The organism is Rhodococcus ruber (assembly GCF_016804345.1).
GTDB classification, from domain to species: Bacteria; Actinomycetota; Actinomycetes; order Mycobacteriales; family Mycobacteriaceae; genus Rhodococcus; species Rhodococcus ruber.
This window is the reverse complement of record NZ_CP044211.1, coordinates 4,408,582-4,433,253: the sequence shown is the minus strand read 5'-3', so window position 1 is coordinate 4,433,253 and position 24,672 is coordinate 4,408,582. Positions and strand designations below refer to the sequence as shown.

The 24,672-nt window shown below is 71.9% G+C and carries 26 protein-coding genes; 13 read left to right on the top strand and 13 right to left on the bottom strand.

Annotated elements, in window-relative coordinates; translation table 11 throughout:
- Positions 1-39: 39 nt before the first annotated feature.
- Complete coding sequence (locus tag F1734_RS20330; RefSeq protein ID WP_203010970.1) at positions 40-564, bottom strand: GNAT family N-acetyltransferase; 525 nt, start codon at positions 562-564, stop codon at positions 40-42.
- A 64-nt stretch (positions 565-628) separates the two neighbouring features.
- Between F1734_RS20330 and deoC the strand changes: the two genes are divergently transcribed.
- Positions 629-1,294: a deoxyribose-phosphate aldolase gene (gene deoC / locus F1734_RS20325; protein ID WP_010592123.1), complete on the top strand. Its 666-nt coding sequence runs from the start codon at positions 629-631 to the stop codon at positions 1,292-1,294.
- 13 nt (positions 1,295-1,307) lie between these two features.
- Here the strand turns inward: deoC and F1734_RS20320 are convergent, their stop codons facing one another.
- Positions 1,308-2,045, bottom strand: coding sequence for an LmeA family phospholipid-binding protein (locus F1734_RS20320; protein WP_102031366.1), 738 nt, complete (start codon positions 2,043-2,045; stop codon positions 1,308-1,310).
- A 102-nt stretch (positions 2,046-2,147) separates the two neighbouring features.
- Between F1734_RS20320 and F1734_RS20315 the strand changes: the two genes are divergently transcribed.
- Entirely contained in the window at positions 2,148-2,765 is a 618-nt protein-coding gene (locus tag F1734_RS20315) for a type IV toxin-antitoxin system AbiEi family antitoxin domain-containing protein (protein WP_010592121.1), read from the top strand.
- On the opposite strand, the gene F1734_RS20310 is transcribed toward F1734_RS20315, so the two are convergent.
- The 3 genes from F1734_RS20310 to F1734_RS20300 form a co-directional block, all read right to left on the bottom strand.
- Positions 2,711-3,544 (bottom strand): hypothetical protein, encoded by an 834-nt coding sequence (locus F1734_RS20310; RefSeq protein WP_010592120.1) that lies wholly within the window; start codon positions 3,542-3,544, stop codon positions 2,711-2,713. The genes F1734_RS20315 and F1734_RS20310 overlap by 55 nt on opposite strands.
- 8 nt (positions 3,545-3,552) lie before the next feature.
- Positions 3,553-4,059, bottom strand: coding sequence for a DUF2505 domain-containing protein (locus F1734_RS20305; protein WP_003937518.1), 507 nt, complete (start codon positions 4,057-4,059; stop codon positions 3,553-3,555).
- Positions 4,060-4,143: 84 nt separating this feature from the next.
- Positions 4,144-4,647, bottom strand: coding sequence for a DUF2505 domain-containing protein (locus F1734_RS20300; RefSeq protein ID WP_010592119.1), 504 nt, complete (start codon positions 4,645-4,647; stop codon positions 4,144-4,146).
- A gap of 71 nt (positions 4,648-4,718) precedes the next feature.
- Between F1734_RS20300 and F1734_RS20295 the strand changes: the two genes are divergently transcribed.
- The 4 genes from F1734_RS20295 (at position 4,719) to F1734_RS20280 (ending at position 9,457) form a co-directional block, all read left to right on the top strand.
- Positions 4,719-5,765 carry a UDP-N-acetylmuramate dehydrogenase gene (locus tag F1734_RS20295; RefSeq protein ID WP_010592118.1) on the top strand — a complete coding sequence of 349 codons (1,047 nt, stop codon included), beginning with the start codon at positions 4,719-4,721 and terminating at the stop codon, positions 5,763-5,765.
- A 66-nt stretch (positions 5,766-5,831) separates the two neighbouring features.
- Positions 5,832-7,007, top strand: coding sequence for a L,D-transpeptidase (locus F1734_RS20290; protein WP_043804083.1), 1,176 nt, complete (start codon positions 5,832-5,834; stop codon positions 7,005-7,007).
- A 323-nt stretch (positions 7,008-7,330) separates the two neighbouring features.
- Positions 7,331-7,738: an alpha/beta-hydrolase N-terminal domain-containing protein gene (locus tag F1734_RS26495; protein WP_325051589.1), complete on the top strand. Its 408-nt coding sequence runs from the start codon at positions 7,331-7,333 to the stop codon at positions 7,736-7,738.
- 120 nt (positions 7,739-7,858) lie between these two features.
- On the top strand, positions 7,859-9,457 hold the full coding sequence (locus F1734_RS20280; protein WP_010592115.1) for an MFS transporter: 1,599 nt from the start codon (positions 7,859-7,861) through the stop codon (positions 9,455-9,457).
- Between the two features lie 213 nt (positions 9,458-9,670).
- Here F1734_RS20280 and F1734_RS20275 read toward each other — a convergent pair whose 3' ends face one another.
- Both F1734_RS20275 and F1734_RS20270 read right to left on the bottom strand, forming a co-directional pair.
- Complete coding sequence (locus F1734_RS20275; protein WP_203010969.1) at positions 9,671-10,414, bottom strand: SDR family NAD(P)-dependent oxidoreductase; 744 nt, start codon at positions 10,412-10,414, stop codon at positions 9,671-9,673.
- A gap of 62 nt (positions 10,415-10,476) precedes the next feature.
- Positions 10,477-11,433 (bottom strand): TauD/TfdA dioxygenase family protein, encoded by a 957-nt coding sequence (locus F1734_RS20270; RefSeq protein WP_040270874.1) that lies wholly within the window; start codon positions 11,431-11,433, stop codon positions 10,477-10,479.
- Positions 11,434-11,828: 395 nt separating this feature from the next.
- Here F1734_RS20270 and F1734_RS20265 point away from each other — a divergent pair, with 395 nt between their 5' ends.
- Positions 11,829-13,085: an ROK family protein gene (locus F1734_RS20265; RefSeq protein ID WP_140189152.1), complete on the top strand. Its 1,257-nt coding sequence runs from the start codon at positions 11,829-11,831 to the stop codon at positions 13,083-13,085.
- A 78-nt stretch (positions 13,086-13,163) separates the two neighbouring features.
- On the opposite strand, the gene F1734_RS20260 is transcribed toward F1734_RS20265, so the two are convergent.
- From F1734_RS20260 to F1734_RS20250, 3 genes are read right to left on the bottom strand one after another with little or no spacing between them, the layout of a single operon-like run.
- The gene (locus tag F1734_RS20260) at positions 13,164-14,198 is read right to left on the bottom strand and encodes a tocopherol cyclase family protein (protein WP_102031361.1); all 1,035 of its coding nucleotides are present in this window, start codon (positions 14,196-14,198) and stop codon (positions 13,164-13,166) included.
- Between the two features lie 5 nt (positions 14,199-14,203).
- Entirely contained in the window at positions 14,204-14,665 is a 462-nt protein-coding gene (locus F1734_RS20255; RefSeq protein WP_010592109.1) for an SRPBCC family protein, read from the bottom strand.
- A 23-nt stretch (positions 14,666-14,688) separates the two neighbouring features.
- On the bottom strand, positions 14,689-15,471 hold the full coding sequence (locus F1734_RS20250; protein WP_059174370.1) for a PIG-L family deacetylase: 783 nt from the start codon (positions 15,469-15,471) through the stop codon (positions 14,689-14,691).
- Between F1734_RS20250 and F1734_RS20245 the strand changes: the two genes are divergently transcribed.
- Both F1734_RS20245 and F1734_RS20240 read left to right on the top strand, forming a co-directional pair.
- Positions 15,470-16,660 (top strand): MFS transporter, encoded by a 1,191-nt coding sequence (locus F1734_RS20245; protein WP_010592107.1) that lies wholly within the window; start codon positions 15,470-15,472, stop codon positions 16,658-16,660. The genes F1734_RS20250 and F1734_RS20245 overlap by 2 nt on opposite strands.
- Before the next feature lie 5 nt (positions 16,661-16,665).
- Entirely contained in the window at positions 16,666-17,487 is an 822-nt protein-coding gene (locus tag F1734_RS20240; protein WP_119700324.1) for an alpha/beta fold hydrolase, read from the top strand.
- Here F1734_RS20240 and F1734_RS20235 read toward each other — a convergent pair.
- Positions 17,462-18,640, bottom strand: a complete 1,179-nt coding sequence (locus F1734_RS20235; protein WP_203010968.1) for an acyl-CoA dehydrogenase family protein — start codon at positions 18,638-18,640, stop codon at positions 17,462-17,464. The two genes, F1734_RS20240 and F1734_RS20235, sit on opposite strands and share 26 nt — an antisense overlap.
- Before the next feature lie 63 nt (positions 18,641-18,703).
- Here F1734_RS20235 and F1734_RS20230 point away from each other — a divergent pair, with 63 nt between their 5' ends.
- The 4 genes from F1734_RS20230 (at position 18,704) to F1734_RS20215 (ending at position 22,083) form a co-directional block, all read left to right on the top strand.
- A complete protein-coding gene (locus F1734_RS20230; RefSeq protein ID WP_040270891.1) occupies positions 18,704-19,405 on the top strand; it encodes a winged helix-turn-helix transcriptional regulator in 702 nt (233 codons plus the stop codon).
- A gap of 107 nt (positions 19,406-19,512) precedes the next feature.
- Positions 19,513-20,850 (top strand): D-inositol-3-phosphate glycosyltransferase, encoded by a 1,338-nt coding sequence (mshA, locus tag F1734_RS20225; protein WP_119699936.1) that lies wholly within the window; start codon positions 19,513-19,515, stop codon positions 20,848-20,850.
- Positions 20,847-21,365, top strand: a complete 519-nt coding sequence (locus F1734_RS20220) for a type III secretion system chaperone family protein (protein ID WP_026138013.1) — start codon at positions 20,847-20,849, stop codon at positions 21,363-21,365. The genes mshA and F1734_RS20220 overlap by 4 nt, the downstream gene beginning before the upstream one ends.
- A gap of 379 nt (positions 21,366-21,744) precedes the next feature.
- Entirely contained in the window at positions 21,745-22,083 is a 339-nt protein-coding gene (locus F1734_RS20215; RefSeq protein WP_017681788.1) for a transglycosylase family protein, read from the top strand.
- A gap of 84 nt (positions 22,084-22,167) precedes the next feature.
- Here the strand turns inward: F1734_RS20215 and acmB are convergent, their stop codons facing one another.
- Complete coding sequence (gene acmB / locus F1734_RS20210) at positions 22,168-23,358, bottom strand: methyl acetate hydrolase AcmB (protein WP_017681789.1); 1,191 nt, start codon at positions 23,356-23,358, stop codon at positions 22,168-22,170.
- A 100-nt stretch (positions 23,359-23,458) separates the two neighbouring features.
- Positions 23,459-24,475: a helix-turn-helix transcriptional regulator gene (locus F1734_RS20205; protein ID WP_203010967.1), complete on the bottom strand. Its 1,017-nt coding sequence runs from the start codon at positions 24,473-24,475 to the stop codon at positions 23,459-23,461.
- Positions 24,476-24,672: the final 197 nt, after the last annotated feature.

Below are 24,672 nucleotides of genomic sequence, written 5' to 3'. Positions count from 1 at the left end.
ATCGCGACACCGCGATTGCCGCCCCGACGATCCCCCGCGCTAGCCGATCTCGTAGAACGGAGGGGCGTAGTGGAAGACGCCGCGCAGCTGCGGCCGGTGCGCGGTGAGGGCGCGGGCCTGCAGGTGCGACGCCCATTCGGGCACGTCGGGATCGACACCGAGCTCGGCGGCCGGGACGAACCCGAAACGCGGGTAGTAGTCCAGGTGCCCGAGCAGCACGACGAGCGGTTCGTCGAGGGCATCCGCCGCGCCGAGCACCGCGTGCATCAGGGCGCCCCCGACGCCGGCGCGCTGCCACGCCGGCAGCACCCCGATCGGCCCGAGCGCCAGCGCCGGCTCGCCGTCGACCGTGCCGCGGGTGACGCACACGTGCCCGACGACCGAGCCCTCGGCTCCGGTTGCGACGAGCGAGAGCCGGGGCAACCACGCCGGGCCGGCACGCAGCGCCTCGACGAGGCCGGGCTCGACCGGCTCCACGCCGGCGGGAGCGAGCGGCGCGAATGCGGCGCGGTGCACGTCGCTGATCGCAGGGATGTCGGCGGGACGTTCTCGTCGGATGAACACGAGAGCAGTGTGGACACCGGCGCCGGGCCGGGCAACGGAATATCGCTGTGGAAAGCTGACGGGCATGCCGGAGACCACCCTCACCCGTGCCCGGGTCGCCGCGATGGTCGACCACACCCTGCTCAAACCCGAGGCGTCGGGCGCCGACGTGCGCGCGCTCGTCGACGAGGCCCGCGAACTCGGGGTCTGGTCGGTCTGCGTGTCGCCGTCGATGCTGCCGCTGCGGGCGGACGGACTCGTCGTCGCCACCGTGGCGGGCTTCCCGTCGGGCAAGCACCATTCGCTGATCAAGGGCGCCGAGGCCCGGCTCGCCGTGGATCAGGGCGCCGCCGAGATCGACATGGTGATCGACATCGGCGCGGCCGTCGCGGGGGACTACAACGCGGTGCTCGCCGACATCCTCACCGTCCGGGAGGCGATCGGGTTCGAGCCCGTGCTGAAGGTGATCCTCGAGTCGGCGGCCCTGTCGGACGAGGCGATCGTCGAGGCGTGCCGGTGCGCCGAGCGGGCGGGCGCGAACTTCGTCAAGACGTCCACCGGGTTCCATCCCGCCGGGGGCGCGTCCGTGCACGCGGTGCGGCTGATGGCCGAGACCGTGGGCGGCCGGCTCGGCGTCAAGGCCAGCGGCGGCATCCGCACGGCCGAGGCGGCGCTGGCCATGATCGAGGCCGGTGCCACCCGGCTCGGCCTGTCCGGCACCCGCGCGGTGCTCGACGGCCTGCCCGAGTGAGCGGGCTGCGGCCTCAGCAGTCGAGCTGGTTCTGCGACTGCTGGCCGGCCGGCGGCTCGGGCATCGTGTAGGCGCCGCCCTCGAGCGTCACCTCGATGCCGGAGTCGGTGACCGACACGGACGTCGCCTGCATGTCCAGCGGGTACTGCTGCAGGCTCTCGGTGAGGATCTGCACGATGCCGTCGACCAGCGCTGTCGGCAAGCCGATGCCGAACAGCGACGCATCCACCGTCTCGATCGCGATTGCCCCGTTCCGGGCCTCCGGTCGCACGGTCAGTTCCGCCAGCCCGGCGCCGCCCACGGTGAATCGGAGGGTGCCGGCGTCCGCGTCGGGGGTGACGTCGGTGATCAGCGAGCCGAGGGGCAGCGTCTGCACCGTCGCGAGAATGCCCGACGACGGCCACACGACCTCCGCGCTCGAGCTGCCGATGGTCCCGGCGCCGGCGGCGCTCTCCCGCAGGTCCACGTCGCGGACCACGGCGTGTACCTGCATCTCCTGGGCAGGGCCGAACGCCGTGTCGTCGCTGTCGAGCGTGACGGACGAGACCTGCTTGTCCACGAGCGAGAGCAGCACCGGTTTCCACCCGAGATCCACGTCGACGTTCGTGCCGAGTTCGCTCTCGAACGACTGCGCGAGGCAGTTGGTGGCACGGTTGCGGACGTAGACCTCGGCGCCGACGAGCACCGCGACCAGCGCGACGGCGAGGACGATGCCGATGGTGGCGAAGGGGACACGCTTCCGGTTCGTCATGGTTCCGGATTCTCCCGAAGAACTCTGAGGAAGGTCTGTGAAGATGCGCCGCCGGGACCGGAAAGTGTGAGGTGTACCACAGTTGTTCGGTACTGTGGCGGCATGACGGGCTGGACGGAACCTGAACACGACGCCTCCGGCCGGGTGGATCCGGACGAGGCCCTGCGACACACCGCGCTCGCCCAGGCGGGCTTCTTCACCACGCGGCAGGCCGTGGCCCACGGCATCGCCACGATCGACTTCGTCGGCCGGATCGCGGCCGGGCACTGGGTCCGGATCCAGACGGATCTGTTCCGGCTCGGTGACAGCCCGCACACGAAGTTCGACGAATTCGCGCAGTGGTGCGCCTGGTACGAGGGCGCCGCGGTGGTCTCCCACCAGAGCGCGGCGGACCTGCACGGCATGGGCCACCTGCAACCCCGCTTCCTGCACCTGTCGACAGCCGACCAGCGGACGGTGCCGAGCAACCGGCTCGCCCTGCACCACCGGCAGCTGCGCGAGCAGGACTGCGAGCAGGTGGGGTGCTTCCGCATCACGACCCCCGCGCGGACCGCCGTCGACCTGGCGGCGGGCGGAGTCTCCCAGGAGGTGCTCGACGAGCTCGTCGGCGACGCCATCGCCATCGGACGGGTCACCTCGGCGCAGCTGCACGCCGCGGTCGTCGATCAGCCCGCGGCCGTCGCCGACCGCATCGAGCTCGCGCTGCTCGCGGCCGGCTGAGTCTGCGCGGGGGCGACGAAGTCCCACGGCACGGTCAGCACACAGTCCCGCAGGCGACGGCGTTGCGGCGCCGCCGGCACCCCCTGGGCGCGCAGCAGGTCCAGGGTCGCGCGCCAGCGCACGCGCGGCCCGAACGCCGCGTGCGGGGCCGCCGCCGCCCAGGCCCGATCCGCCACCTGCAGCAGCTCGTGGATCCGTTCCCCCGGCACATTGCGGTGGATCAGCGCCTTCGGCAACCGCTCGGCCAGGTCCGACGGTGCAGCTGAATGGAACGGGCTCCACGCGAGGGTGAGCGTGCGCGGGCCGTGCTCGTCGAGCAGCACCCATGCGCACCGCCGGCCCAGTTCGTCGCACGTGCCGTCGAGCAGCAGCCCGCCCGGTGCGAGCCCGGCCCGCAGCCGAGCCCACGCCGGCGCCACCGCCTCCTCCGGGTACTGACGCAACACGTTGAATGCGCGGATCAGCACCGGCCGGAGCCCGGCCAGCTCGAAGCCCCCGCGGGCGAACTCCACGCCGTCGCGGCCCGGCACCACCCGCCCGGGATCGATCTCGAGACCCACCACCCGCAGCCGGCGGCGCACCGTGCGCAGCCGCGCGGCCAGTTCGAGGGTGGTCACCGGCATCGCGCCGTAACCGAGGTCGACGACGAGCGCATCGTCCCGCGAGTGCAGGACGCGGGCGACGTCGGGATGGTGCATCAGCCACCGGTCGCTGCGGCGCAGGCGATTGATGCCCGTGGTGCCGCGGGTGACGACACCTTCCGGGCGCGGTACGCGCACGGGGGGAACTACCCGAACCGGCGCGCGAGCCAGTCGGCGGTGATCTCCGCCTCGGTGCGGAACAGGTCGACGAGGTTGACGAGCATGAGCTGCTCGAGTTTGCCGCCGATGAACGGCAGGAAGACCTTGGCCTCCGACGTGGTGCGCAGGGTGCTGCCCCCGTCCGAGGCGAACAGTTCCATCGTGCCGGTGAGGCTGCCGGGCCCGGCGGGGACCGAGGCCTGGTAGCTGCCGGTGATCGTGTCGCCGAGGGGGGTGTAGGTCTCCTTGCGGGTGATGACCATGTCCTTCTTCATCACCGTCCGGGCGATCTCGGGCAGTTCCGTGCGGGGCAGGACGTGGTGCAGGACCAGGTCGATACCGTCGTCCGACACCTCGAACTCGGCGAGATGGTTCTCGGAGTACTTGCGCATCTCCACGATGCGCGCCTCCCAGTGCGTGCGGTCCGAGAGCGCCTCGTACACCTGCTCCGGGCTGTACGGATAGCGGGCGGAGTAGTCGATTCGCCGTGCCATGACAGCCGAGGTTACCGGTTCGTTACCGAACCACGGAAATCGTCACGGCTCCGCAACGGCACGTCGGTGCGGTTCGGACAGCCGTCAGTGCGGTTCGGACAGCCACTGCGCTGTGAACGTGCGCTCGACGTCGAACAGTTCGACGATCTGCTCGACGATGATGCCCTCGATCTTGCCGCCGAGGAAGGGGATCCGCACCTCGGCGGTGCCGTCGATCTCCACGATGGTGCCCGAGCCGTCCGGGGCCATCGTGGACGTGCCGTCCACCTTGCCGGGCAGCCCGTCCACGTGCGCGGAGAAGCTGCCCGTCGCGCGGTCCCCGCTCAGCGGCTGCCACGACTCGTGCCGATGGATGACCAGGTCGCCGGGATGGAAGTTGGTGACGAAGCTCGGCAGGTGCTCGGCCGGGATGGACTGCGTCATGTGCAGGTCGATCGTCCCGTCGCCGATGCGCACGTCCTCGAGGGTCGCGCCCGGGCCGCCGATCTCCGCCAGCCGGGTCCGCCAGTAGTTCTCGTCGACGAGCGCCGCGTGCACCGTGGCGACGGGGAACGCGTAGTGCGAGTAATGGTCGATGCGGCTGCCCATGGTCGGCACGCTACCGTTTGCGGGTGTCTGATCCGCGTATTGGGGCCCAACTCGTCGAGGCGGGCGCCGCTGTGTCCGAGCACGTGCCGCTGTCGACGCTGACCACGCTGCGGCTGGGCGGTCCGGCGCGGTGGCTCGCCGAGTGCACCACCACCGACACCCTCGTCGACGTCGTCCGCCTGCTCGACGCGGCCCGCGTCCCCACCCTGGTCCTGGCGGGTGGCTCCAATCTCGTGATCGGCGACGCCGGATTCGACGGCGTGGTGGTGCGCATCGCGACCACCGGGATCGAACCGGGGGAGGACACCGTCCGCGCCGAGGCGGGCGCGGTGTGGGACGACGTCGTCGCCCTCACCGTGAAGTCCGGTCTCGGGGGACTCGAGTGCCTGTCGGGGATCCCCGGCTCCACCGGCGCGACCCCGGTGCAGAATGTCGGCGCCTACGGGGTGGAGGTCGGATCGGTCCTGCGCGCCGTACGGCTGCTCGACCGCACCAGCGGCGACGTCCGGTGGGTCGGCCCCGGGGAACTCGGGCTCGGCTACCGCACCAGCGTCCTCAAACATTCCGACGACGCGCTGGTGCTCGAGGTGGACCTCGCCGTGCGGCCGGACGGGGCGAGCGCACCGCTCGGCTACCGGGAACTGGCGTCGGCGCTGCACGCCGAGGAAGGGGAGCGGCGCCCGGCGGCGGAGGTGCGTGAGCAGGTGCTGACGCTGCGCCGCGGCAAGGGCATGGTGCTCGATCCGGGCGACCTCGACACCTGGAGCGCCGGATCGTTCTTCACCAACCCGGTGCTCTCCGACGACGAGCTGTCCCGGGTGCTCGCGGTCGTCGAGGAACGCGTCGGGCCCGACGTGCGGATCCCGCGATTCCCCGCGGACGGCGGCACCAAGCTCTCCGCGGGATGGCTGATCGAGCGAGCCGGGTTCGGCAAGGGCTTCCCCGGGGCCGACGCACCGGTGCGGCTGTCCACCAAGCACACCCTCGCACTCACCAACCGGGGAGCCGCGACCACCGCCGATCTGGTGGCCCTCGCCCGGGAGGTGCGCGACGGCGTGCAGGACGCGTTCGGGGTGCGGCTCGAGCCGGAGCCGGTGACCGTGGGCTGCTTCATCTGAGAGCCGGTCTGCCAGACCTGCCGCCGCGCTGCGACGCGACAGCGCGGCGGGCGTACCCTCGTCGGAGTGCTCCACCTGGGTGAACGAAGTCGTCGGTTGTTGTGGTTCGGGCTGCTCGCACTCGTCGCGGTGCTTGCGGCGTGCTCGTCGGGTCCCGGCGGGAGCGCGGTACCCGCCGGCACCGGGCCCGTCGTGTCGATCGTCACCGACCCCGCCGACGGCGCCACCGACGTGAACCCCACCGCCCCGGTCCGTGTTTCGGTCACCGACGGCGAGCTCACCGACGTCGCCCTCACGAACGTCGGAACGAGCGCCGTCGTGCGTGGCGCCCTCGCCGCCGACCGCCGCAGCTACACCGTCGCCGAACCGCTCGGCTACGGCGCGACCTACCGCTGGTCCGGCACGGCCGTCGGCTCCGACGACGAGACCGTGGCCGTCGAGGGCAGCTTCGACACCGTCGACCCCGACCGGGTCGTCTCCGCGAACCTGAACATCGCCGACGCACAGCCGGTCGGAATCGCCGCCCCGATCATCGTCCAGTTCGACGGCCCGATCACCGACAAGGCCGCCGTCGAGAAGGCCATGGTGGTCGGCACCGACCCGCCGACCGTCGGCAGCTGGGCGTGGCTGCCCGACGACAACGGCGGTGCCCGCGCGCACTGGCGCCCGCAGCAGTACTGGACGCCGGGCACCGCGGTACACCTCGACGCGCGGCTCTACGGCCTCGACTACGGCGACGGCGCCTACGGGGCGGAGGACCTCACCCTCGACTTCACCGTCGGCCGGAGCCAGGTCGTCGTGGCCGACGCCACGTCGCACCGCATGCAGGTCGTGCGCGACGGGGTGACGATCATGGACATCCCGGTGAGCTACGGGCAGGGCAACCAAGCCCGCAACGTCACCCGCAGCGGCGTCCACGTGGTCACCGAGAAGCACGAGGACTTCCTGATGTCCAACCCGCCGTACTACGAGAACGTGCGGGAACGCTGGGCGGTGCGGATCTCCAACAACGGCGAGTTCATCCACGCCAACCCCGCGACCCTCGGCCAGCAGGGCGCGACCAACGTCACCAACGGCTGCATCAACCTCTCGCTCGGGGACGCCCAGGAGTACTTCGCGACGGCGATGTACGGCGACCCGGTCGAGGTGTCCGGAACGTCGATCGAGCTGTCCGCCGCGGACGGCGACCTGTACGACTGGGCGATCGACTGGCCCACCTGGCAGTCGATGTCCGCGCTGTAGAAACCCGCCGGAACCGGGGCGGCACCGAGCGGCAACGGGTGCAGGCTGCGGCGCTGTCGGGGGGACCGCGCGTCGTCGGTGGCCACCGAGTATCCGCTGAATTCTCACGTGCTGGAAAAGCTCTTCGGTGCCGAGGTGCAGAAGCTCCCGACGCGGGCAATCAGGGACCCGGTCGTGCTTGTGGGATCGCGACCGATCGCATCCGAAACGCCGGCGACGGGACGGCGTGAGGGTGATCATGTAGGCGGAGGTAACCATGGAACCGAAGGTCCCGGGTTCGCGCGGCGGTTCGCTGCCGAGCACCCCAGAGGCACCGGACGACCATGGAGTTCGGCTCGAGACCGGGCAGGGTGCCGCGGCGGTCCGGAATGCCGCCGGCACCGACGCTGGTGGGCCGCCCGAGGCCGGGGAACGCCGGAAGCTGCTGTACGTCACCTTTCCGGGGTGCTGGGGTGCACTCGTTTTCGCGTGTCTGTCGTTCACGCCGTCGCTCGCTCCCGCGCGGCGGGCTCCTGCAGGGCATGATCTGCGGGATCACTGCCGCGATCGGATACGGGCCGGGCGTGCTCGCAGCCTTCGTGTGGCGCGCGTTCGCCGACCGCCCGGCCCTGGAGCCGATTCGGAGCTATGCCGGGCTCACCTCGGCCGAGGACTCCGAGAGCCGGGCGGCCGTGGCAGTCGAGGGCCTGACCCGGGTCGGGGTTTCCAGCGCGGCGATTCGGTCGTGGTGACGACGACCGGGAGCGGCTGGGTGGACCCGGCCCTGGTGGACACGCACCCGCCCCCGCAAGCCCGACGCGGGCGACCGGGCGTTCGACCACGTCCACGGATGCGAGGAGGGTGGGTCTGCCGTGACCGAAGAATCGACCGCCGCCGGTTCCGCGGGGGCAGCGCGCCCGCAACGACTGCTGGCCATCCTGCTGGCGATGGCGATGTTCGTGCTGGTCGTCGACACGTCACTGATGAACGTCTCGATCTCGTCGGTGGTCCGGGATCTCGAGACGACCGTGAGCGGCGTCCAGGCGGCGATCGCGCTCGAGGCGCTGGTGTCGGCGGCGTTCATCCTGATAGGTAGCAAGGTCGGCGATCTGATCGGACGCAAACGTGCCTACGTGCTGGGTCTGCTCGGCTACGCCGTAGGTGCGGCGGCGATGGCACTCGCGCAGAGCCTGACGGCGGTCATCGTCTTCTGGGCACTTCTGGGTGGAATCGGCGCATCACTCCTCCTGCCCGCGATGCAGTCCCTCATACACGGCAACTTCGAAGGAGACGATCAGAAGAAGGTCTACGCCCTCGTCGGGGCGGCGGCCGCGATCGCCGCGGCCGTCGGACCGCTGCTCGGAGGTTTCATCACCACCTACCTTTCCTGGCGCCTCGCGTTCGTGCTCGAGGTCGTCATCATTGCGATCGTGCTGTCCGGCATCAGACTCGTCCGAGATGTGCCGTACACAGGACCTCGGGGCGTCGACACAGTCGGTGCCGTGCTCTCGGTGTTGGGCATGGGCGGCATCGTGCTGGGAATCCTGGTGTGGCAGGAGGGCGGCGAGGCAGTCGCCGCGCTCCTGGTGAGCGGTGCGGCGGCCCTGGCCGGACTGGCGTACTGGCTCGGGCGGCGCAAGCGGCGAGGCGAACCCAGCCTGCTGGACCCGGATCTGTTCACGTCCAAGATCTTCAGACTGGGGATCTCCCAGCAGATGCTCCAGCAGATAGCGCTGGGTGGCACCATGATTGCGCTGCCGATCTACCTGCAGATGGTGCTCGAATACAATGCGATGCAGGCGGGTTTGTCCCTCGCACCCCTCTCCCTCAGCATGTTCGCAGTGGCGCTGCTCGCGGGGAAGAAGGCGGGCGATCGGCGCCCCAGCAGCATCATCCGGTGGGGATTCGTTCTGCTCACGATCGGGATCGTGGCGCTGATCCCGATCGTGCCCCGGGCAGAGTTCGGTTGGGCCCTGGTGGTCCCCCTCATGATCGCGGGGTCGGGTCTGGGGCTGTTGGTGTCGCAACTCAACAACTACACGCTGGCTCCGATCTCGCAGGAGCGTGTCAGCGAGGCAGCAGGTGTGAACTCGGCGGCCGGATCGTTCGGGTTGTCGTTCGGGTTGGCGTTCGCCGGTGCCATCATGCTGGCAACGCTGTCCATCACGTTCACCGCGATGGCGGAATCGAGCACCGTCCTTCCCCCAGCCGAGCAGCAACAGGTGGCACAGGTGCTCGAGGACGACGCCGAGGTCATGAGCAACACCCAGCTCACGGAGTTGCTCGCCGATCAGCCCCCGGACGTTCAGGACGAGATCATCCGCATCAACACGGACGCGCGGCCTCTCGCCCTGCAGGTGGCGCTGCTCGTTCCGCTCCTGGCCGGTCTCCTCGGGCTGTTCAACTCGTTCCGAATGAATCGGCTACCGGACACCCCGTCCACGGTCTCCGACCGGACGGAACCGCACTGACGGACGGGAATGTCACGGCTCGGGTGGACCTTCGACCCGAGATCGTCCGTCCCCCTGCCGTGGACGGACGATCATCATGCCCGAGCCGCATGCCGTGGAGTTCCGCGCGACGTCGTTGCGTGGCAGGAATGACTGCAGTACTCCGGCACGCGCACGCCACTCGTCTCGTCGGTGCACCGCGACTCGGTGGACTGCGGTTCAGGGGATCGGGACTCAGTGGCGGTGGAAGCGCATGGGGCTGGCCTGGTCGCGCGGCTGCACGATGATCTGATCCAGGTTCACGTGCGACGGGCGCGACGCGACGAACCCGACGATCTCCGCGATGTCCTCGGCCACCAGCGGGGTGATCCCCTCGTACACCTTGGCGGCGCGCTCGGCGTCGCCCTCGAACCGCACGAGGGAGAACTCGGTCTCCACCGCGCCCGGCGCGATCTCGGTCAGGCGCACCGGCTTGCCGAGCAGCTCACCGCGCAGCGTCCGGTGCAGCACCGCCTGGGCGTGCTTGGCGGAGGTGTAGCCCGCGCCGTTGTCGTAGGCGTGGAACGCCGCCACCGACGTGATCGTGACGATCAGGCCGTCGCCGGAGTCGACGAGCTTGGGCAGCAGGGCCTTCGTCATCCGCAGGGTGCCGAGGACGTTGGTCTCCCACATCCAGCGCCAGTCGTCGAGGTCGGCCTCGGCGACCGGGGCCATGCCCTTGGCGCCGCCCGCGTTGTTGACCAGGACGTCCACCCGGGGGAGCACCGTCGTGAAGGCGGTCACCGAGTCCTCGTCCGTGACGTCCAGCTCGAGGGCCGTGCCCCCGATCTCGTCCGCGAGCTTCTCGATCCGGTCGACGCGGCGAGCGCCGACGACGACGTGGAAGCCCTGGGCTGCGAGGGTGCGGGCGGTGGCCTCGCCGATGCCGGAGGAGGCACCGGTGACGACGGCGACGGGAGAATCGGGAGAAATCGTCATGCGAGCGATCCTAGGGTGCCCCGGGTGCGGTCGCGCGGGGGTCCGCGCGACCGCGGCACCCGCTACGACGCGAGCGGCCGGGGCGTCTCGATGATCGAGTAGGCGCCCGCGTCGCCGGCGACGGACCGGCTCGTCTCGCCGTGGACGCTCACCGGGACGTCGCCGGCGAGGGTGATGCGGTGCAGCCGACGATGCCGGCCGTCGTAGTCGGCGACGGCGTAGTGCTGGGTGGCCCGGTTGTCCCAGATCGCGACGTCGCCGGCGGCCCAGTGCCAGCGGGTGGTGTACTCGAGCCGCGTCTGGTGGTCCTGCAGCAGCCGGAACAGCGCCTGCGACTGCCGGCCGCTCAACCCGACGAAGCCCTCGACGAAGTGGCCGAGCAGCAGCGACCGCTCCCCGGTCTCGGGGTGCACGCGCACCACGGGATGCTCGGTCGCGAAGTATTCGGACCGGAACTCGGCGCGGTACTCGGCGACCCGCTCGTCGGCGCCGTCGCGGAGGTGCTCGGCGCTCTCGGCGGCGTAGTCGTACACGTTGGTGTGGGTGGCCCACAGGTTCTCGGCCAGTGTCTTCAGCGGTCCGGGCAGGCCCTCGTAGGCCGCCACGCCGGAGGCCCACGTGGTCGAACCACCGTAGGGGGGCAGTTCCACCGCGCGCAGGATCGACGCCTTCGGGATGCGGTCGACGAACGAGACGTCGGTGTGCCAGCTGTTCGCTGTGCCGTAGTCGGAGTCGATGGGCAGCACGTGCGCCCCGCGCGACGTCACCGTCGGGTGCGCGGTGGTCGGTGTGCCGAGCAACTCGGCGAACGCGTACTGCGACGCGTCGTCGAGGTGGTGCTGGTCCCGGAAGAAGATCACCTTGTGCTCGGCCAGCGCGCGACGGATCGCTTCGACGGTGCGCCCGTCGAGGTCGCCGCCGAGCCGGACTCCGTCGATGCGGGCACCGACGTGCCCGCCCAGGCGGACCACGGTCACGTCGCGAGCGGGTGCGGTGCGGGTATCGAAATCGACAGACATGAAGGACCTTTCGTGGATCGGATATCGGTACCGTCGACCTCATCACCGGTGATGTTCCGGCGTAAGGGTTTTCGTCACCCTGATCGGGATGGTTGCCTGCGCGTCGCCGGGCGGAGTGGACACGGCGGCGCGCGGCGGCTAGGTTGCGGGTATGTCAGCTCGCCGTCTCCGTGCTCCGCGGGTCACCTATGTGACCGCCGCGCTGGGCTCGCGGCTGCCGCTGGCGCGCGACCTGTGTTGTCGCTGACACCGCACCTCGCGCCCCGCTTCGTCGCCCGCCGTCACCCGGCGGATCGCCACGGTCGAGCGGATCGGCGCCTCCCCGTCACGCCCCGGGTCCTCGAACCCGTCCCCGAGGAAGAGCCGCAGTGTCTGCAGCAACCACATCGAATGTCTTGTACCCCAATGTCGTCCGTCCGAAGACCGGTGCCCGGTCCCGCGGCGCCGCCGCCCGCGTGCAGCCGACGGCGCGCGTGCAGATCGTGCCGCCCGAACTGAAGATCGCCGACGGCACCGCCGCGGCCGTGTTCCGGACCGCCGCGGCGCGCGGGCCGATCTGCCGCGACCAGGCGGCAGCGGCGACGGGCGCGAGCATCGCCACCGTCAACCGACAGGTCTCCGCGATGCTCGCCGCGGGACTGCTGCGGGAGCGGCCGGAGCTGATCGAGTCCGGCGCCGTGGGCCGGCCCCGGGTGCCGTTCGAGACCGACCACGAGCGCTACCTGACCGTCGGGATCCACGTCGGGGCGGCCGTCACCGGTATCGTCGCGAGCGATCTGCGCGGGCGCGTGATCGGCGGGGTGGAGATCCCCACTCCGCGCGGCGGCCAGGAGGCGGCGCTCGGGACGATCACCGGCAGTGCGAGGGCCTTCGCGGCGCGCTGGCATCGGCGCATGCCGCTGTGGGCGGGCGTCGCGCTCGGCGGGCGCGTCGACTCGGCCACCGGAACCGTGGACCACCCGCGGCTCGGCTGGACGGATGCGCCCGTCGGCGCGGTGGTGAGCCGGGGTCTGGGCCTGCCGGTTTCCGTCGCCGCGCACGTCGAGGCGATGGCCGCGTCGGAGCTGCTGCTCACCCCCGACCGCGACACCGCCGACGTCGAGGGCGCCACCCTGTACTTCTATGCCCGTGAAACCGTGGGTATCGCAATCGCATTCGACGGCCGGGTGCACACGCCGCGCGGTGGCCCGGGTTCGGTCTCGCACCTGCCCACCGGATCGTCCGTGCCGTGCGCCTGCGGTGCCCGCGGCTGCCTCGAGGCCACCGTCGCCGACCGGGCGGTGCTGGCCCGGGCCCGTGCCGCCGGGTTGCTCGACGCGCGTGCCACGTCCGTCGCCGCGCTGTACGCGCTGGCCCGCAACGGCTCTCGCGAGGCGCACGAGATCCTCGCGGAGCGCGCGCAGGTGCTGGGGCGGTCCGTCGCGATGCTGCGCGACCTGTTCAATCCGGACCGGGTGATCCTCGGCGGCCAGGCGTTCACCGCGTACCCGGCGGCGGCGCCGCACGTCGCGCGCGCGCTCGGGTCGACGTCGGGCGCCGACGTCCGCGTCACCGGATTCGGCGACCGGGTACAGGCGCACGCCGCGAGCGTGGTGTCCCTGAGTTCGCTGTACTCCGACCCGCTCGGAGCGATGCGTCGGGCGCTGGGCTGATATGCGCACGAAATATCCATCCGAGCATACGATTTCATTCGCGTGTGGCCGGAAAGTGCGCGGATCCGGGGCCGCCGGTCATCGGCTGCGCAGGGGCGGGCCGTCCGTGGCGTCCGCCGGCGCAGCGCGACGGTCCAGTTCGGCCCGTGCGCGCGCCAGACCGCCGTGTTCGAGTGCCGCGAGGGGGGACTCGTCCGCCCACACCGGGGTGCCGCGGTCTCGGACCGTCACGCTCAACGAGCCCGCCAGGTGCTCGAGGGAGCCGGGCACGTTGCGGCGTTCGAGCGGCAGCGGGACCGGCAGCACGTGCGCGTCGCCCAGCGGGGCGGTCCCCTCGATCTCGACGGTCCACCGCGGCCCGCGCCCGAACAGCGACCACCGCTCGTCGGTGACGTGGGCCCGCACCGGCGAGACCACCGGGTTGCCGAGCCGGATCACGGGCCCGTCCGGCAGGGCGACCACCACGGCCGTCACCTCGGTCCGCAGGGGACCGGCGTGGACCTGCCCACCGGCGAAGGCGACGCACGCGGCGGAGTCCGCGAAGCCGTGTGCCTGGCCCCACCACCACGACTCCGGGAAACCGCCCCTGCCCCAGTTCTTCTCCGCGTACACCTGCGCGCCGTCGAGGTTCCACGTCTCGCCGCCGAGCACGGCCTCGCCCTCGGCCCGCCCGTCGAGCAGCCACGGGTGCCAGTACTGGTTGAGGGCGGGAACCGCGTGGAAGACGCTGGAGCCGCCGAATCGGCGACGCGGCCACGGCCGGGGCGCCGTCACTCGCACCTCGAGGCGTGCGTCGTCGCCGAGGTCCACGCGCAGCCGGTCGGGTTCCCCGCGGAACGCCGTGCCCGCCGAGGCGCCGAGCCGCAGGGGGTCGGCGAATCCGTCCGGATGCGCCGTCGTCCGCAGGAACCCGCCCGGGTGCGCCGCCAGGCCGAGCGTCGCCCACGACCCGTCGCCGGCGCGGTTGACGCCGCACAGCGCGATCACCACCCGTTCGGTTCCGGGTTGGGTGAATCGCCAGAAGTACCCCTCCATCGCGACGTCGTGGGCCGTCAGGGGGTCGCCGAAGGGCAGGTCGGCGCCGGTGGCGCGGTAGCGCGAGTACAGCGACACGGCGCTCAGATCCCGGCCCGGGCCGCGGCCGCGATGTCGTCGAGGTCCCGCTGCAGCGCCGTGCGCGTCGCCCGCAGGCCCAGCGGAGCGAGGAGCGCCGTCAGTACCCGCCGGATCCGGCCGGGACGTCCGTCGTCCGCGGAGAACCGCACGGTCAGCATCGTGCCGGCCCGATCCGGGGCCACGTCGAATTCGGTGCGGTAGCGCACCCCGCCGGATTCGGCCTCGACGACCGTGTGCCGCCCCGGCTCCACGGCCGTCACCGTCATCTCCTCGGTTGCCGCCCTGCCGAACATCGTGCGTGTCTCGCGCCAGCGGGTGCCGACCTCGTAGCCGACGCCCGCGAGCCGTTCGACACTGTCCACCCCGCTCAGGACCTGCGGGGCCGAGTCGACGGAGGTGAGCACCCGCCACACCCGGTCGGGTGGGGCGTCGACGGAACGGCTCAGCTCGATGTGGTGGCCCATTCGTGCTCCTTCGGTCGGATCGGTCACAGGGGCAGGGCGTGCTCGCGCAGCGCCGGTTCCGCGCCGCGCCGGCGGAACCACTCGAGCCCGAACGCGCTCGCGAGCTGTTCCGGCGTCATCGCCAGCATCGGCCCGAAGTCACCGACCTGCGAGGCGTGCGCGAGCATCGCCGCCCGTTTCGCAGGGATCGTCGCGGACACGTCGATCGTGGTGGTGATCTCGGCCTCCGGCAGGCCGAACGTGTCCAGGTCCGGTGGCGCCGCGTCCGGGCTCACCTCCGGGGTGGCGGCGAGCAGGCGACGGATGTGGTCCCGGTTCATGGCCGCCTCGTACACCGACGGATGTGCCGTCAGCTCCTGGGCCCGGGCACCGACGCGGTGCACCTGCACGTGGTCGGGGTGCCCGTACCCGCCGTTGGGGTCGTAGATGGTGACGACGTCGGCGCTCTCCTCCTCGAGCACGGCCGCGAACCGGGCCGCGGCCGCCTCCACATCGACGTTGCAGAACGCCGCCGGGTCCGAGTTCCGCGGCGTCCCCGCCATGCCCGAATCGGCGTAGCCGAGCGGCACCAGGCGGGCGACCCCGAGCGTCTCGGCCGACGCCTCGAGTTCGGCGCGGCGGCGCTGGGCCAGGGACTCGCCGGGACCGAGCAGGCCGTCGGGAACCTCGCCCGCGGCACCGTCCGTGGCCACGACCAGCACCACCCGATGCCCCGCGTCCGCGGCCAGGCGCATCACCCCGCCGGTGGTGAACACCTCGTCGTCGGGATGGGCATGGAAACACACCAGCACGCTCACGTACTGCATGCTGGCACGAATGCGCTCCTACCGTGCACTGTTCACCGCGCCGGGCGCCGCCGCGTTCTGCCTGGCGGGGTTCGTCGCGCGGCTGCCGATCGCGATGGTCGGCATCGGCATCGTGACGATGTTCTCGCAGCTGCGCGGCGACTACGGCCTCGGCGGCGCCCTGGCCGCGGTGTTCGCGCTGTCCTACGCCGCGCTCACCCCGCTGGTCTCGCGGGCCGCCGACCGGCACGGACAGTTCCGCGTCCTGCCGGTCGCCGCCGGGATCAGCGCGGCCGCGACCGCCGCGATGCTGGCGGGGGTGCGGTGGGAGGCCCCCGAGGCGCTGCTGTTCGCGTGCGCGATCCCGGCGGGACTGATGCCCACGATCGGTGCCATGGTCCGGGCCCGGTGGACCGAGCTGCTCCGCGGCACCGATCGGTTGCGGACCGCGTTCGCGCTCGAGGCGGTGATCGACGAACTGTGCTTCATCGTCGGGCCGGTGCTGTCGGTGGGGCTGAGCGTCGCCGCGTTCCCCGAGGCGGGCGCGTTGCTCGGGGCGGTGCTGCTGGTGATCGGCACCGTCGCCCTCGCCGTGCAGCGCGGCACCGAACCTCCCGCGCGCCCGGTCGCCCGGGGTGCGCCCGGGGTGAGCGTGCTGCGGATCCCGGTGTTGCTCGTGCTGGTGGTCGCGATGACGGCGATGGGCACGATCTTCGGTGTCGTCGACGTGGTCGGGGTCGCGTTCACCGCCGAGCAGGGCGTGCCCGGCGCCGCGACCGTGGTGCTGGCGATGTTCGCGACGGGATCCGCGCTCGGCGGCCTCGTCTTCGGTGCGGTGCGGCTGCGGGCGCCGCTGACGCGGCAGCTACTCGGGGCGACGACGGCCGTCGCGGTGCTGCTGTGGCCGCTGCTGCTCGCCGGCACCGTGCCGGCCCTCGCCGTGCTCTACCTCGCGGCCGGGGTGGCCGTCGCCCCCACCATGATCGTCGCGACCTCCCTGACCGAGCGGATCGTGCCGCCGGGCCGGCTCACGGAGGGCATCACCTGGACGGTCACGGGACTCGGGGTCGGGGTCGCGGTCGGCTCCGCCGTCGTCGGTCAGGTCATCGACCGGTCCGGGCCGAGTGCGGGCATCGCGGTCGCCGTCGTGGCCGCGCTCGTCGGGTGCGCGTGTGCCGTGGGAGTGGCCCGGCTCGCCCGGCTAGGGTGACCCGCATGACAATCCGTGAGGTCGAGAGTTCCGACGGCACCCCCATCGTCTACCGCGTCACCGGCGATCCCGCCCACCGCCCGCTGGTCCTGCTGCACGGATGGGCCCAGTCGTCGCGGTGCTGGGGCGAGTCCGTGCTCGACGAGCTGGCCCGCACCCACCGGGTGATCGCCGTCGACCTCCGCGGACACGGGTACTCGGGCGCCCCGGAGACCGGATACGACGAGTCGAAACTGTGGGCCGGGGACGTGCAGGCCGTGCTCGGCGCCGAGGACGCCCACGACGCGGTGCTGCTCGGCTGGTCCTACGGCGGCCTGGTGATCTGCGACTACCTCGCGACGCACGGCACCGACCGCGTCGCCGGGATCGTGCTGGTCGGCGCGATCACCAGCATCGGGCGCGGTGAGAAGGGCGGCAAGGTCGGGTCGGCCATGCGCGCCGCCGTCCCCGACGCGATGTCCGAGGATGCGGCGACGGCGATCCGCGCACTCGGTGCCTTCGGCACCGCCCTCACCGGGACCGGGGCGGACACGGGCGTCGCGGCGCAGGCGCTGTTCGGCACCAGCCTGTGCACCCCGCCCCGCGTGCGGGCGGCGATGTTCGCCCGGACGGTGAGCAACGACGAGCTGCTGCGCAGTCTCGACATCCCGGTGCTCGTCCTGCACGGCACCGCCGACTCGGTCGTCGACGTCTCGGCCGCCGAGCACGCGGCGGCACTGCTGCCGAACGCGACGACGTCGTACTGGGAGGGCACCGACCACGGCCCGTTCGTCGAGGACCCGCAGCGGTTCGCCGCGGAGGTCACGCGCTTCGCGGGATCGCTGTAGCGTCCACCGACCCGATCGCCTGCGTCCCGGCGAGCAGGAGCGTCTCCTCCGGTGTGAGCGGGTGGAACTTGACCCCGCGCACGTCGCGATAGCACTGTTCGAGCGGGCTCGACCGGTAGAAGCCGCGGCCCCCGGCGACGTCGAGCGCCAGGTCGCACACCTCGATCGCGGTCCGCGCGATCTCGGCCTTGGCGGTCATCACCGCGGCGACCGTGCTCATCGACGGCACCGGATCGTCGCCGACGGTGTCGAGGGCACCGTCGAGGGCCCACGACGCGACCTGCAGGCGGGTGGCCGCCACCCCGAGCTGGCGGCGCACCGTCGGGTCGTTCGCCCGCGGGGTTCCGGCGACGAGTGCGTTCGCGGTCGCGTGCGCGGTCTCGGCGACGCCGAGATAGACGGCCGCGACCACGGGCATGGCGACGCTGAGCACCAGCTGGAACGGCGGGTCGATCACCCCGTAGGGGCGGCGGGCGACCACGGCCGCGTCCGGGACGAACACGTCGGTCAGCTCGACGTCGTGGCTGCCGGTGCCGCGCATGCCCAGTGAGTCCCAGTTGTCGTGGACTCGTACCCCGTCGGTGTTCATCGGGATCATCATGTTGAGCACGATGCGGCCCTCGTCGGGGTCGTCGAACGGGAACATGGTGGCGAGCACGTCGCCGACGGGGGCCTGGCTGCAGAACACCTTGCGGCCGTCGACGCGGTAGCCGCCGGGCACCTTCCGGGCGGACCCGCGGGGGTGGGTCTGGTCGGCGCCGCCGGTGGAGACGAGCACGAGCGCCTCCTCGGCGACGCGGCGCAGCATCCGGTCCGCGCCGGGCGCGCCGTGCCGGTACCGCCACGCGGCGGCGAGCACGACGTGGTGGTGCATGGCCGAGGCGAGCGCGGTCGCCGCGCAGTGGTGTGCCAGGGTGCGCTGCACGGTGGCGACATCGCGCACGGTCGCGCCGCCGCCGCCGAGTTCGCGGGGGACGGCGAGGGCGAGACGGCCCTCCGAGCGCAGGATCTCGTAGGCCTCGGCGACGAACGTGCCGTCGCGGTCGTGGGCGCGGGCGTAGGGGGCGATCCGCCGGCCGAGTTCGTCGGCGCCGGCGACGAGTTCCTCGCGGGGCCGGGATCGGGGGTACTGGGTGATGTCTACGGTGGTCATGTCTCGACGGTAGGAGCACGGATCGATACCGCCCAGTGCACGTTCTGGACCTACTCTGGAGGTGTGCGCGAGTACGGGCAGTACTGTCCGGTCTCGATCGGCAGCGAGGTGCTCGCCGACCGGTGGACCCCGCTGATCCTGCGCGAAATGGTCTACGGAAGTACCCGCTTCAACGAGATCGAACGCGGTCTGCCCGGCATCTCGCGCACCCTCCTCGCCACCCGGCTGCGGCACCTCGAGCGCAAGGGCGTGCTGGAGCGGGTCCCGCAGGCGCGGGGCTGCGAGTACCACCTCACCCCGGCCGGCCGCGAACTCGCCCCGATCCTCGTCGCGATCGGGGAGTGGGCGGTGAAGTGGTTGTTCTCCGAGCCCCTGCCCGCCGAGGTCGACCCCGTGACACTGACCTGGTGGATGCACCGGCGGGTGGACCGGGACCGGGTGCCGCCGCAACGGGTGGTGATCGAGTTCGACTACACCGGTCCCGCCCCGATCCGGTTGTGGATCGTCCTGGACCGCGGCGAGCCGTCGGTGTGCCGGAAGCATCCGGGCTTCGACGTCGACGTGTACGTGACCGCGGAACCGGTGGCCCTGATGCGCGTGTTCGCCGGCACGCGGACGCTGATCGAGGCGCTCGACGACGGCAGCGTGCGACTGCACGGGCCGGCCGCGCTGGTGCGCGGGTTCGGCGTCTGGTTCCTGTGGAGCCCGTTCCACGCCGCGGTGCGCCGCGCAGTCACGGGTTCCGAGACGGGCGAGCGGTCCTGACCGGCCGGGTGCGACGTCGCGCAGACGAGCCCGGTCGGGGCGCAGCGGGACGGAGCGCAGGGGAGGGCGGAACCGGACGGGGATGCCCGGCAGGGCAGTATGGAGAAGTGACGTCGAAGTCGAACAGCCGTCCCCGCCGCGTGGCCGTCCTGTCGGTCCACACCTCGCCTCTCGCCCAACCCGGCACCGGGGACGCCGGCGGAATGAACGTCTACGTTCTGCAGACCGCCGTGCAGCTCGCGCGGCGCGGGGTGGAGGTGGAGATCTTCACCCGGGCGACCTCGTCGGCGGACCCCGTGGTGCAGGAGGCGGCACCGGGCGTGCTCGTACGCAACGTCGCCGCCGGTCCCTACGAGGGACTCGACAAGCACGACCTGCCCACGCAGTTGTGCGCCTTCGCCGCCGGGGTGCTGCGGGAGGAGGCCCGGCACCCGCAGGGCTACTACGACCTGGTGCACTCGCACTACTGGCTGTCCGGCCAGGTGGGCTGGCTCGCCCGCGACCGGTGGGGCGTCCCGCTCGTGCACACCGCCCACACTCTCGCCGCAGTGAAGAACGCCTCGCTCGCCGACGGTGACGTGCCCGAGCCGGCGGCCCGGCAGATCGGCGAGCAGCAGGTGGTCGCCGAGTCCGACCGGCTCGTCGCCAACACGATCGACGAAGCGGCGCAGCTCGAGCGCAGCTACGGTGCCGACCCGTCACGGATCGACGTGGTGGCGCCGGGCGCGGACCTGTCCCGCTACCGGCCGGGGGACCGGGCGCTCGCCCGCGCCGAGCTGGGGCTGGACCCGAACGAGACGATCGTGACATTCGTCGGCCGGATCCAGCCGCTCAAGGCACCCGACGTGCTGCTGCGCGCCGCCGCGGCGGCGATGGCCGCCGACCCCGAGGTGCCCCTGCGGGTGCTGGTGGTGGGCGGGCCCTCGGGCACCGGGCTCGAGCGCCCGCACTCGCTGATCGACCTGGCCGCCGAGCTCGGGATCGCCGCCCGGGTGACGTTCCTGCCCCCGCAACCTCCCGAACGGCTCGTGCAGGTCTACCGCGCGTCGGACGTGGTGGCGGTGCCGAGCTACTCCGAGTCGTTCGGCCTGGTGGCGATCGAGGCGCAGGCGTGCGGGACCCCGGTGCTGGCGGCGAACGTCGGCGGCCTCGGCGTCGCGGTGCGCGACGGCGAGACCGGGCTGCTCGTCGACGGGCATCGCACGAGCGACTGGGCCGCCGCGCTGCGCTCGCTGGTCACGGATCCGGGTCGGCGGGCCGTGCTGGCGGCGGCGGCGCCCCTGCACGCGGAGAACTTCTCCTGGGAGCACACGGCGGACGGGCTGCTCGCCAGTTACCGTAAGGCCGGTGCGCTGCGGGACCGCTCCCTCGCGAGCGGCGAGTTTCCGCTGCGCCGGCAGCGCGGAGTGTGGAAGATCCGGCGGACGACGGGGGTGCGGGCGTGAGCGAGCGACTGAGCGAGACGATCGAGGCGACGCTGCGCGATCGCGGCCTCGAGTTCTCCCGCAAGGAGGGTGGGCACTTCGTCGTCGACCTGCCGGGGGAGAACAAGCTCAAGACGACGACCCTGCTCTCCCTCGGCAACCACGGCCTGCGGGTCGAGGCGTTCGTGTGCCGCAAGCCCGACGAGAACTTCGAGGGCGTGTACCGGTTCCTGCTCCGGCGCAATCGGCGGCTGTACGGGGTCGCGTACACCCTCGACAAGATCGGGGACATCTACCTCGTCGGCCGGATGTCGGAGGCATCGGTCACTCCGGACGAACTGGACGCGGTGCTCGGCCAGGTGCTCGAGGCCGCCGATCACGACTTCAACGTCATCCTCGGGCTGGGTTTCCTCGCCTCCATCAAGCGGGAGTGGGAGTGGCGGGTCTCCCGGGGCGAGTCGCTGCGCAACCTCGAACCCTTCCGGCACCTGATCGAGGACGGCCGGCCCTTCGTGGTGGAGGACGCGCAGCCGTAACGGCGCGATATCGGTGACCCGTCCCACAATATTACTGTGAGCCTGGTCACATAACGGCCGTGTAACTACGCGGTGTCGAAACGGCGATACTTCCGACGTCACCTGGGAAAACGGCGCCGCCCGATCTTGGAATGTGGGACGCACGTGCCGGAAAACAGCGCGTGACCGATCCGTGATGACTCTCTAGCGTCGTAATCAGCCCGATACCACCGGGCAAGCAAGACCGGCCCGTCGCCGCTGACTCTGCCCCGCGGGACCGGAACTCGATACCTGATCGAGGGGCAGGGACGAGGCACAGCTCCGAATCCGGGCAGCGGGATCGACATCGTCGGCCGCCGCAGTGCCTCGCCAGCAGACGCGAGAGGAATTCAACCGCATCATGGCTAACTTCACCTTCAAGCGCGCCCTCGGCACCGTCGCCGCCACCGCGGCCCTGGCCGTCACCCCGCTCGCCCTCGGCACCGGCACCGCCAACGCCGCGTCCGGCAACTGGGACGCCGTCGCGCAGTGCGAGAGCAGCGGGAACTGGGCGATCAACACCGGCAACGGCTACCACGGCGGCCTGCAGTTCGCTCCGAGCACCTGGAACGCCTACGGCGGCCAGCAGTACGCCCCCACCGCCGACCAGGCGACCCGGGAGCAGCAGATCGCCATCGCCGAGAACGTCCTGGACGGCCAGGGTCGCGGCGCGTGGCCGGTGTGCGGTCAGTACCTCTGATCCGACACTCGGACACGTGCCCGGGCTCGCGCCCGTAGCAGCCGAACGAGCCCCGCGTGCACCGCACGCGGGGCTCGTCGCATCTCACCGGATCGCCGCACCTCGATAAGCGGCGGTCTCGAAGTCGAGATAGCCCTGGAACGACACGGCGTCCGCGAACGGCAGGATCTGCGTGGCCCAGAAGCCGCCGAGCCCGTTCTCCCGGTCGATCCAGTAGTAGAGATTCGCCAGACCCGCCCAGCCGAGGGCACCGGCCGGGCGGCCCGTCGGCGCCGGCTCCTCGTTCACCAGGAACGTGTACGCCCAGTTCTTGGCCAGCCCAGGGAAGAACTCCGCGTCGTTCGACAGCGCCGGGACGACCCCCGGCAGCGCGGTCACCTGCTGCCCGTCCAGGCCGCCACGCACCGCGTCGGCGACGGTCGCAGGCGAGAGAACCCGGTCACCGCCGGGGGCCGCGCCGTCGCGCAGCCACATCCGGATGAACTTCAGGTAGTCCGGCACGGTGGTGTAGAGCCCGTGGCCTCCCATGTGGATCTCCGGGTCCTGGGGCAGCACCATCTCCGGCATCGGCGCGAGTGCTCCGTCCTCGCTGCGCTGGTGGACGACGGCCAGCCGCGCGCGCATGTCGTCGGTGAGTGCGAACGCCGTGTCGCCCATCCCGAGCGGCTCGAAGATCCGCTCGCGCATGACCTCGCCGAGACGCCGGCCCCGCACGGCCTCCACCACGAGACCGCACCAGTCGATGTTCGAGCCGTACATCCACCGGTCGCCGGGATCGAACAGTAGCGGTGTCGTCAGCGCGGCCTTCGATCCCGTGATCACGCTGGGCTGACCGTGCTCCTCGGCGAGGCGCCGGTAGTTCTCGTCGAAGAAGTCGTATCCGAGACCGGCCGTGTGGAGCAGCAGCATGCGGGTGGTGATGTCGCGCTTCGGCGCGCGCAGCAGGGGCGCGCCGTCCGTTCCGAAGCCCTCGAGAACCTGGAGTTCCCCGATCTCCGGGACGTAGCGGGCGGCGGGGGCGTCGAGGTCGAGCAGGCCCTCCTCGACGCACTGGAGTGCGGCGGTGCCGGTGATCGCCTTGGTCGTGGAGAAGGCGGCGAACACGGTGTCCGCCGTCATCGCCGAGCCCGAGCCCGCTGCGCGTTCCCCGGCCACCCCCTCGTACACGACGCCGTCCCGGTCGGTGAGCATGGCCACCACGCCCGGCACGCCCGTCGGGCGGTGGGTGAGTTCTCGCAGGGTTGCGTCCATCGTGGTCGCGAAGTCGTCTGTCACGGTTCCTCCTGTGTGCGGTCCGCCGCCGGCCGGCGTCGGAGGGGGACGCTACGGACGGAGCTGTGACGCGGGCCACCTCGGATCGGCACGCGTTGTCGGATTACGGCACTCGGCGCCCGCGGGCCCGGGCGAGCGTGCGCGACGGATTCTCGCCGAATCGGCGACGGTAGGCGGCGGCGAAGACCCCCATGTTGACGTAGCCCCACCGGGCCGCCACCGCCGAGACGGTGCACTCGGCCGACGGGATGGAGAGCTCGTCGCGGATGTGCCGCAATCGCACGTCGGTGAGGTACCGGTTCGGCGTGGTGTCCAGGTGGCGGCGGAACGCCCCCGACAGGGCGCGCACGCTGACACCCACGGCGGCAGCGACCTCGGAGACCGTGGGCAGGTCCGCGGCGTGCTCGCGGATGTAGCGCTCCGCGTGCCGGACGTACGCCGGGGCGGCCGGCGGTTCGCCGGGGTCGAGCGCGACGCCCGCCGCGGCGGCCCATTCGGTGACGAGGTGACCGAGGAGCAACTCCTGCAGATGGGCGCCCGGCCGGCCCTGCGCGATCCGCACCGGATCGGCCCGGATCGCGCGGACCGCATACGCGAGCAGCGTGTTCCAGCCCGACGACCCGGTCCCGACGACGCACTTGTGCTGCCACAGGCGATCGTCGGGGACGACGCCGAACCAGCGGTCGGCGAGGTCGGCGACGAGCCGGTGCGGCACCGTCAGGTTCAGCTGCAGGTGCTCGTCGTCGAAGTCGACGCGATGCTCGATGCGGCTGCAGTTGGCCACGAACGTGGCGCCGGAATCGACCTCCACCTCGCCCGCTCCGACGCGGTGCCGCGCGTGCCCACGGATCGTCGTGAGCACGAGGATGTTGCCGGCCTCGGCGGAGAGCCGGTCGACGGTCACCGGAATGCCGTAGCGGAACCGGGTGAGCACGATGTCGCCGATCGACGCCGAGAACATGCTCGATCGCGGGTGCAGCAGGCGTCCGCTCGGCCGCACGCGATAGGGCATGTACACCCGGTCCGACCACGTCCGGATCTCGTCCCAGTCGGTCGAGACCGTCGCGGGCGAGGAGCCGCGGCCGGAGAACGGGTCCAGCGAGTGCACGACGTCCGTCATCCGGTCGAGCCTAGGGTGCCGGACCGGCCGCCGACACTGCCCGATCGGCCGGGCTCCGGGGCGCGTGACCGGGCCCGCGACGGTCCCCGACCCGGTAGTGTCCGGCATGCCTGTGACTGCCTTCACAGCCGTCGGATACCGTACTCCCGGCACGTCTGGCACGGCGTGCCACAGATTCCTGCCCCCGAGGAGAACCA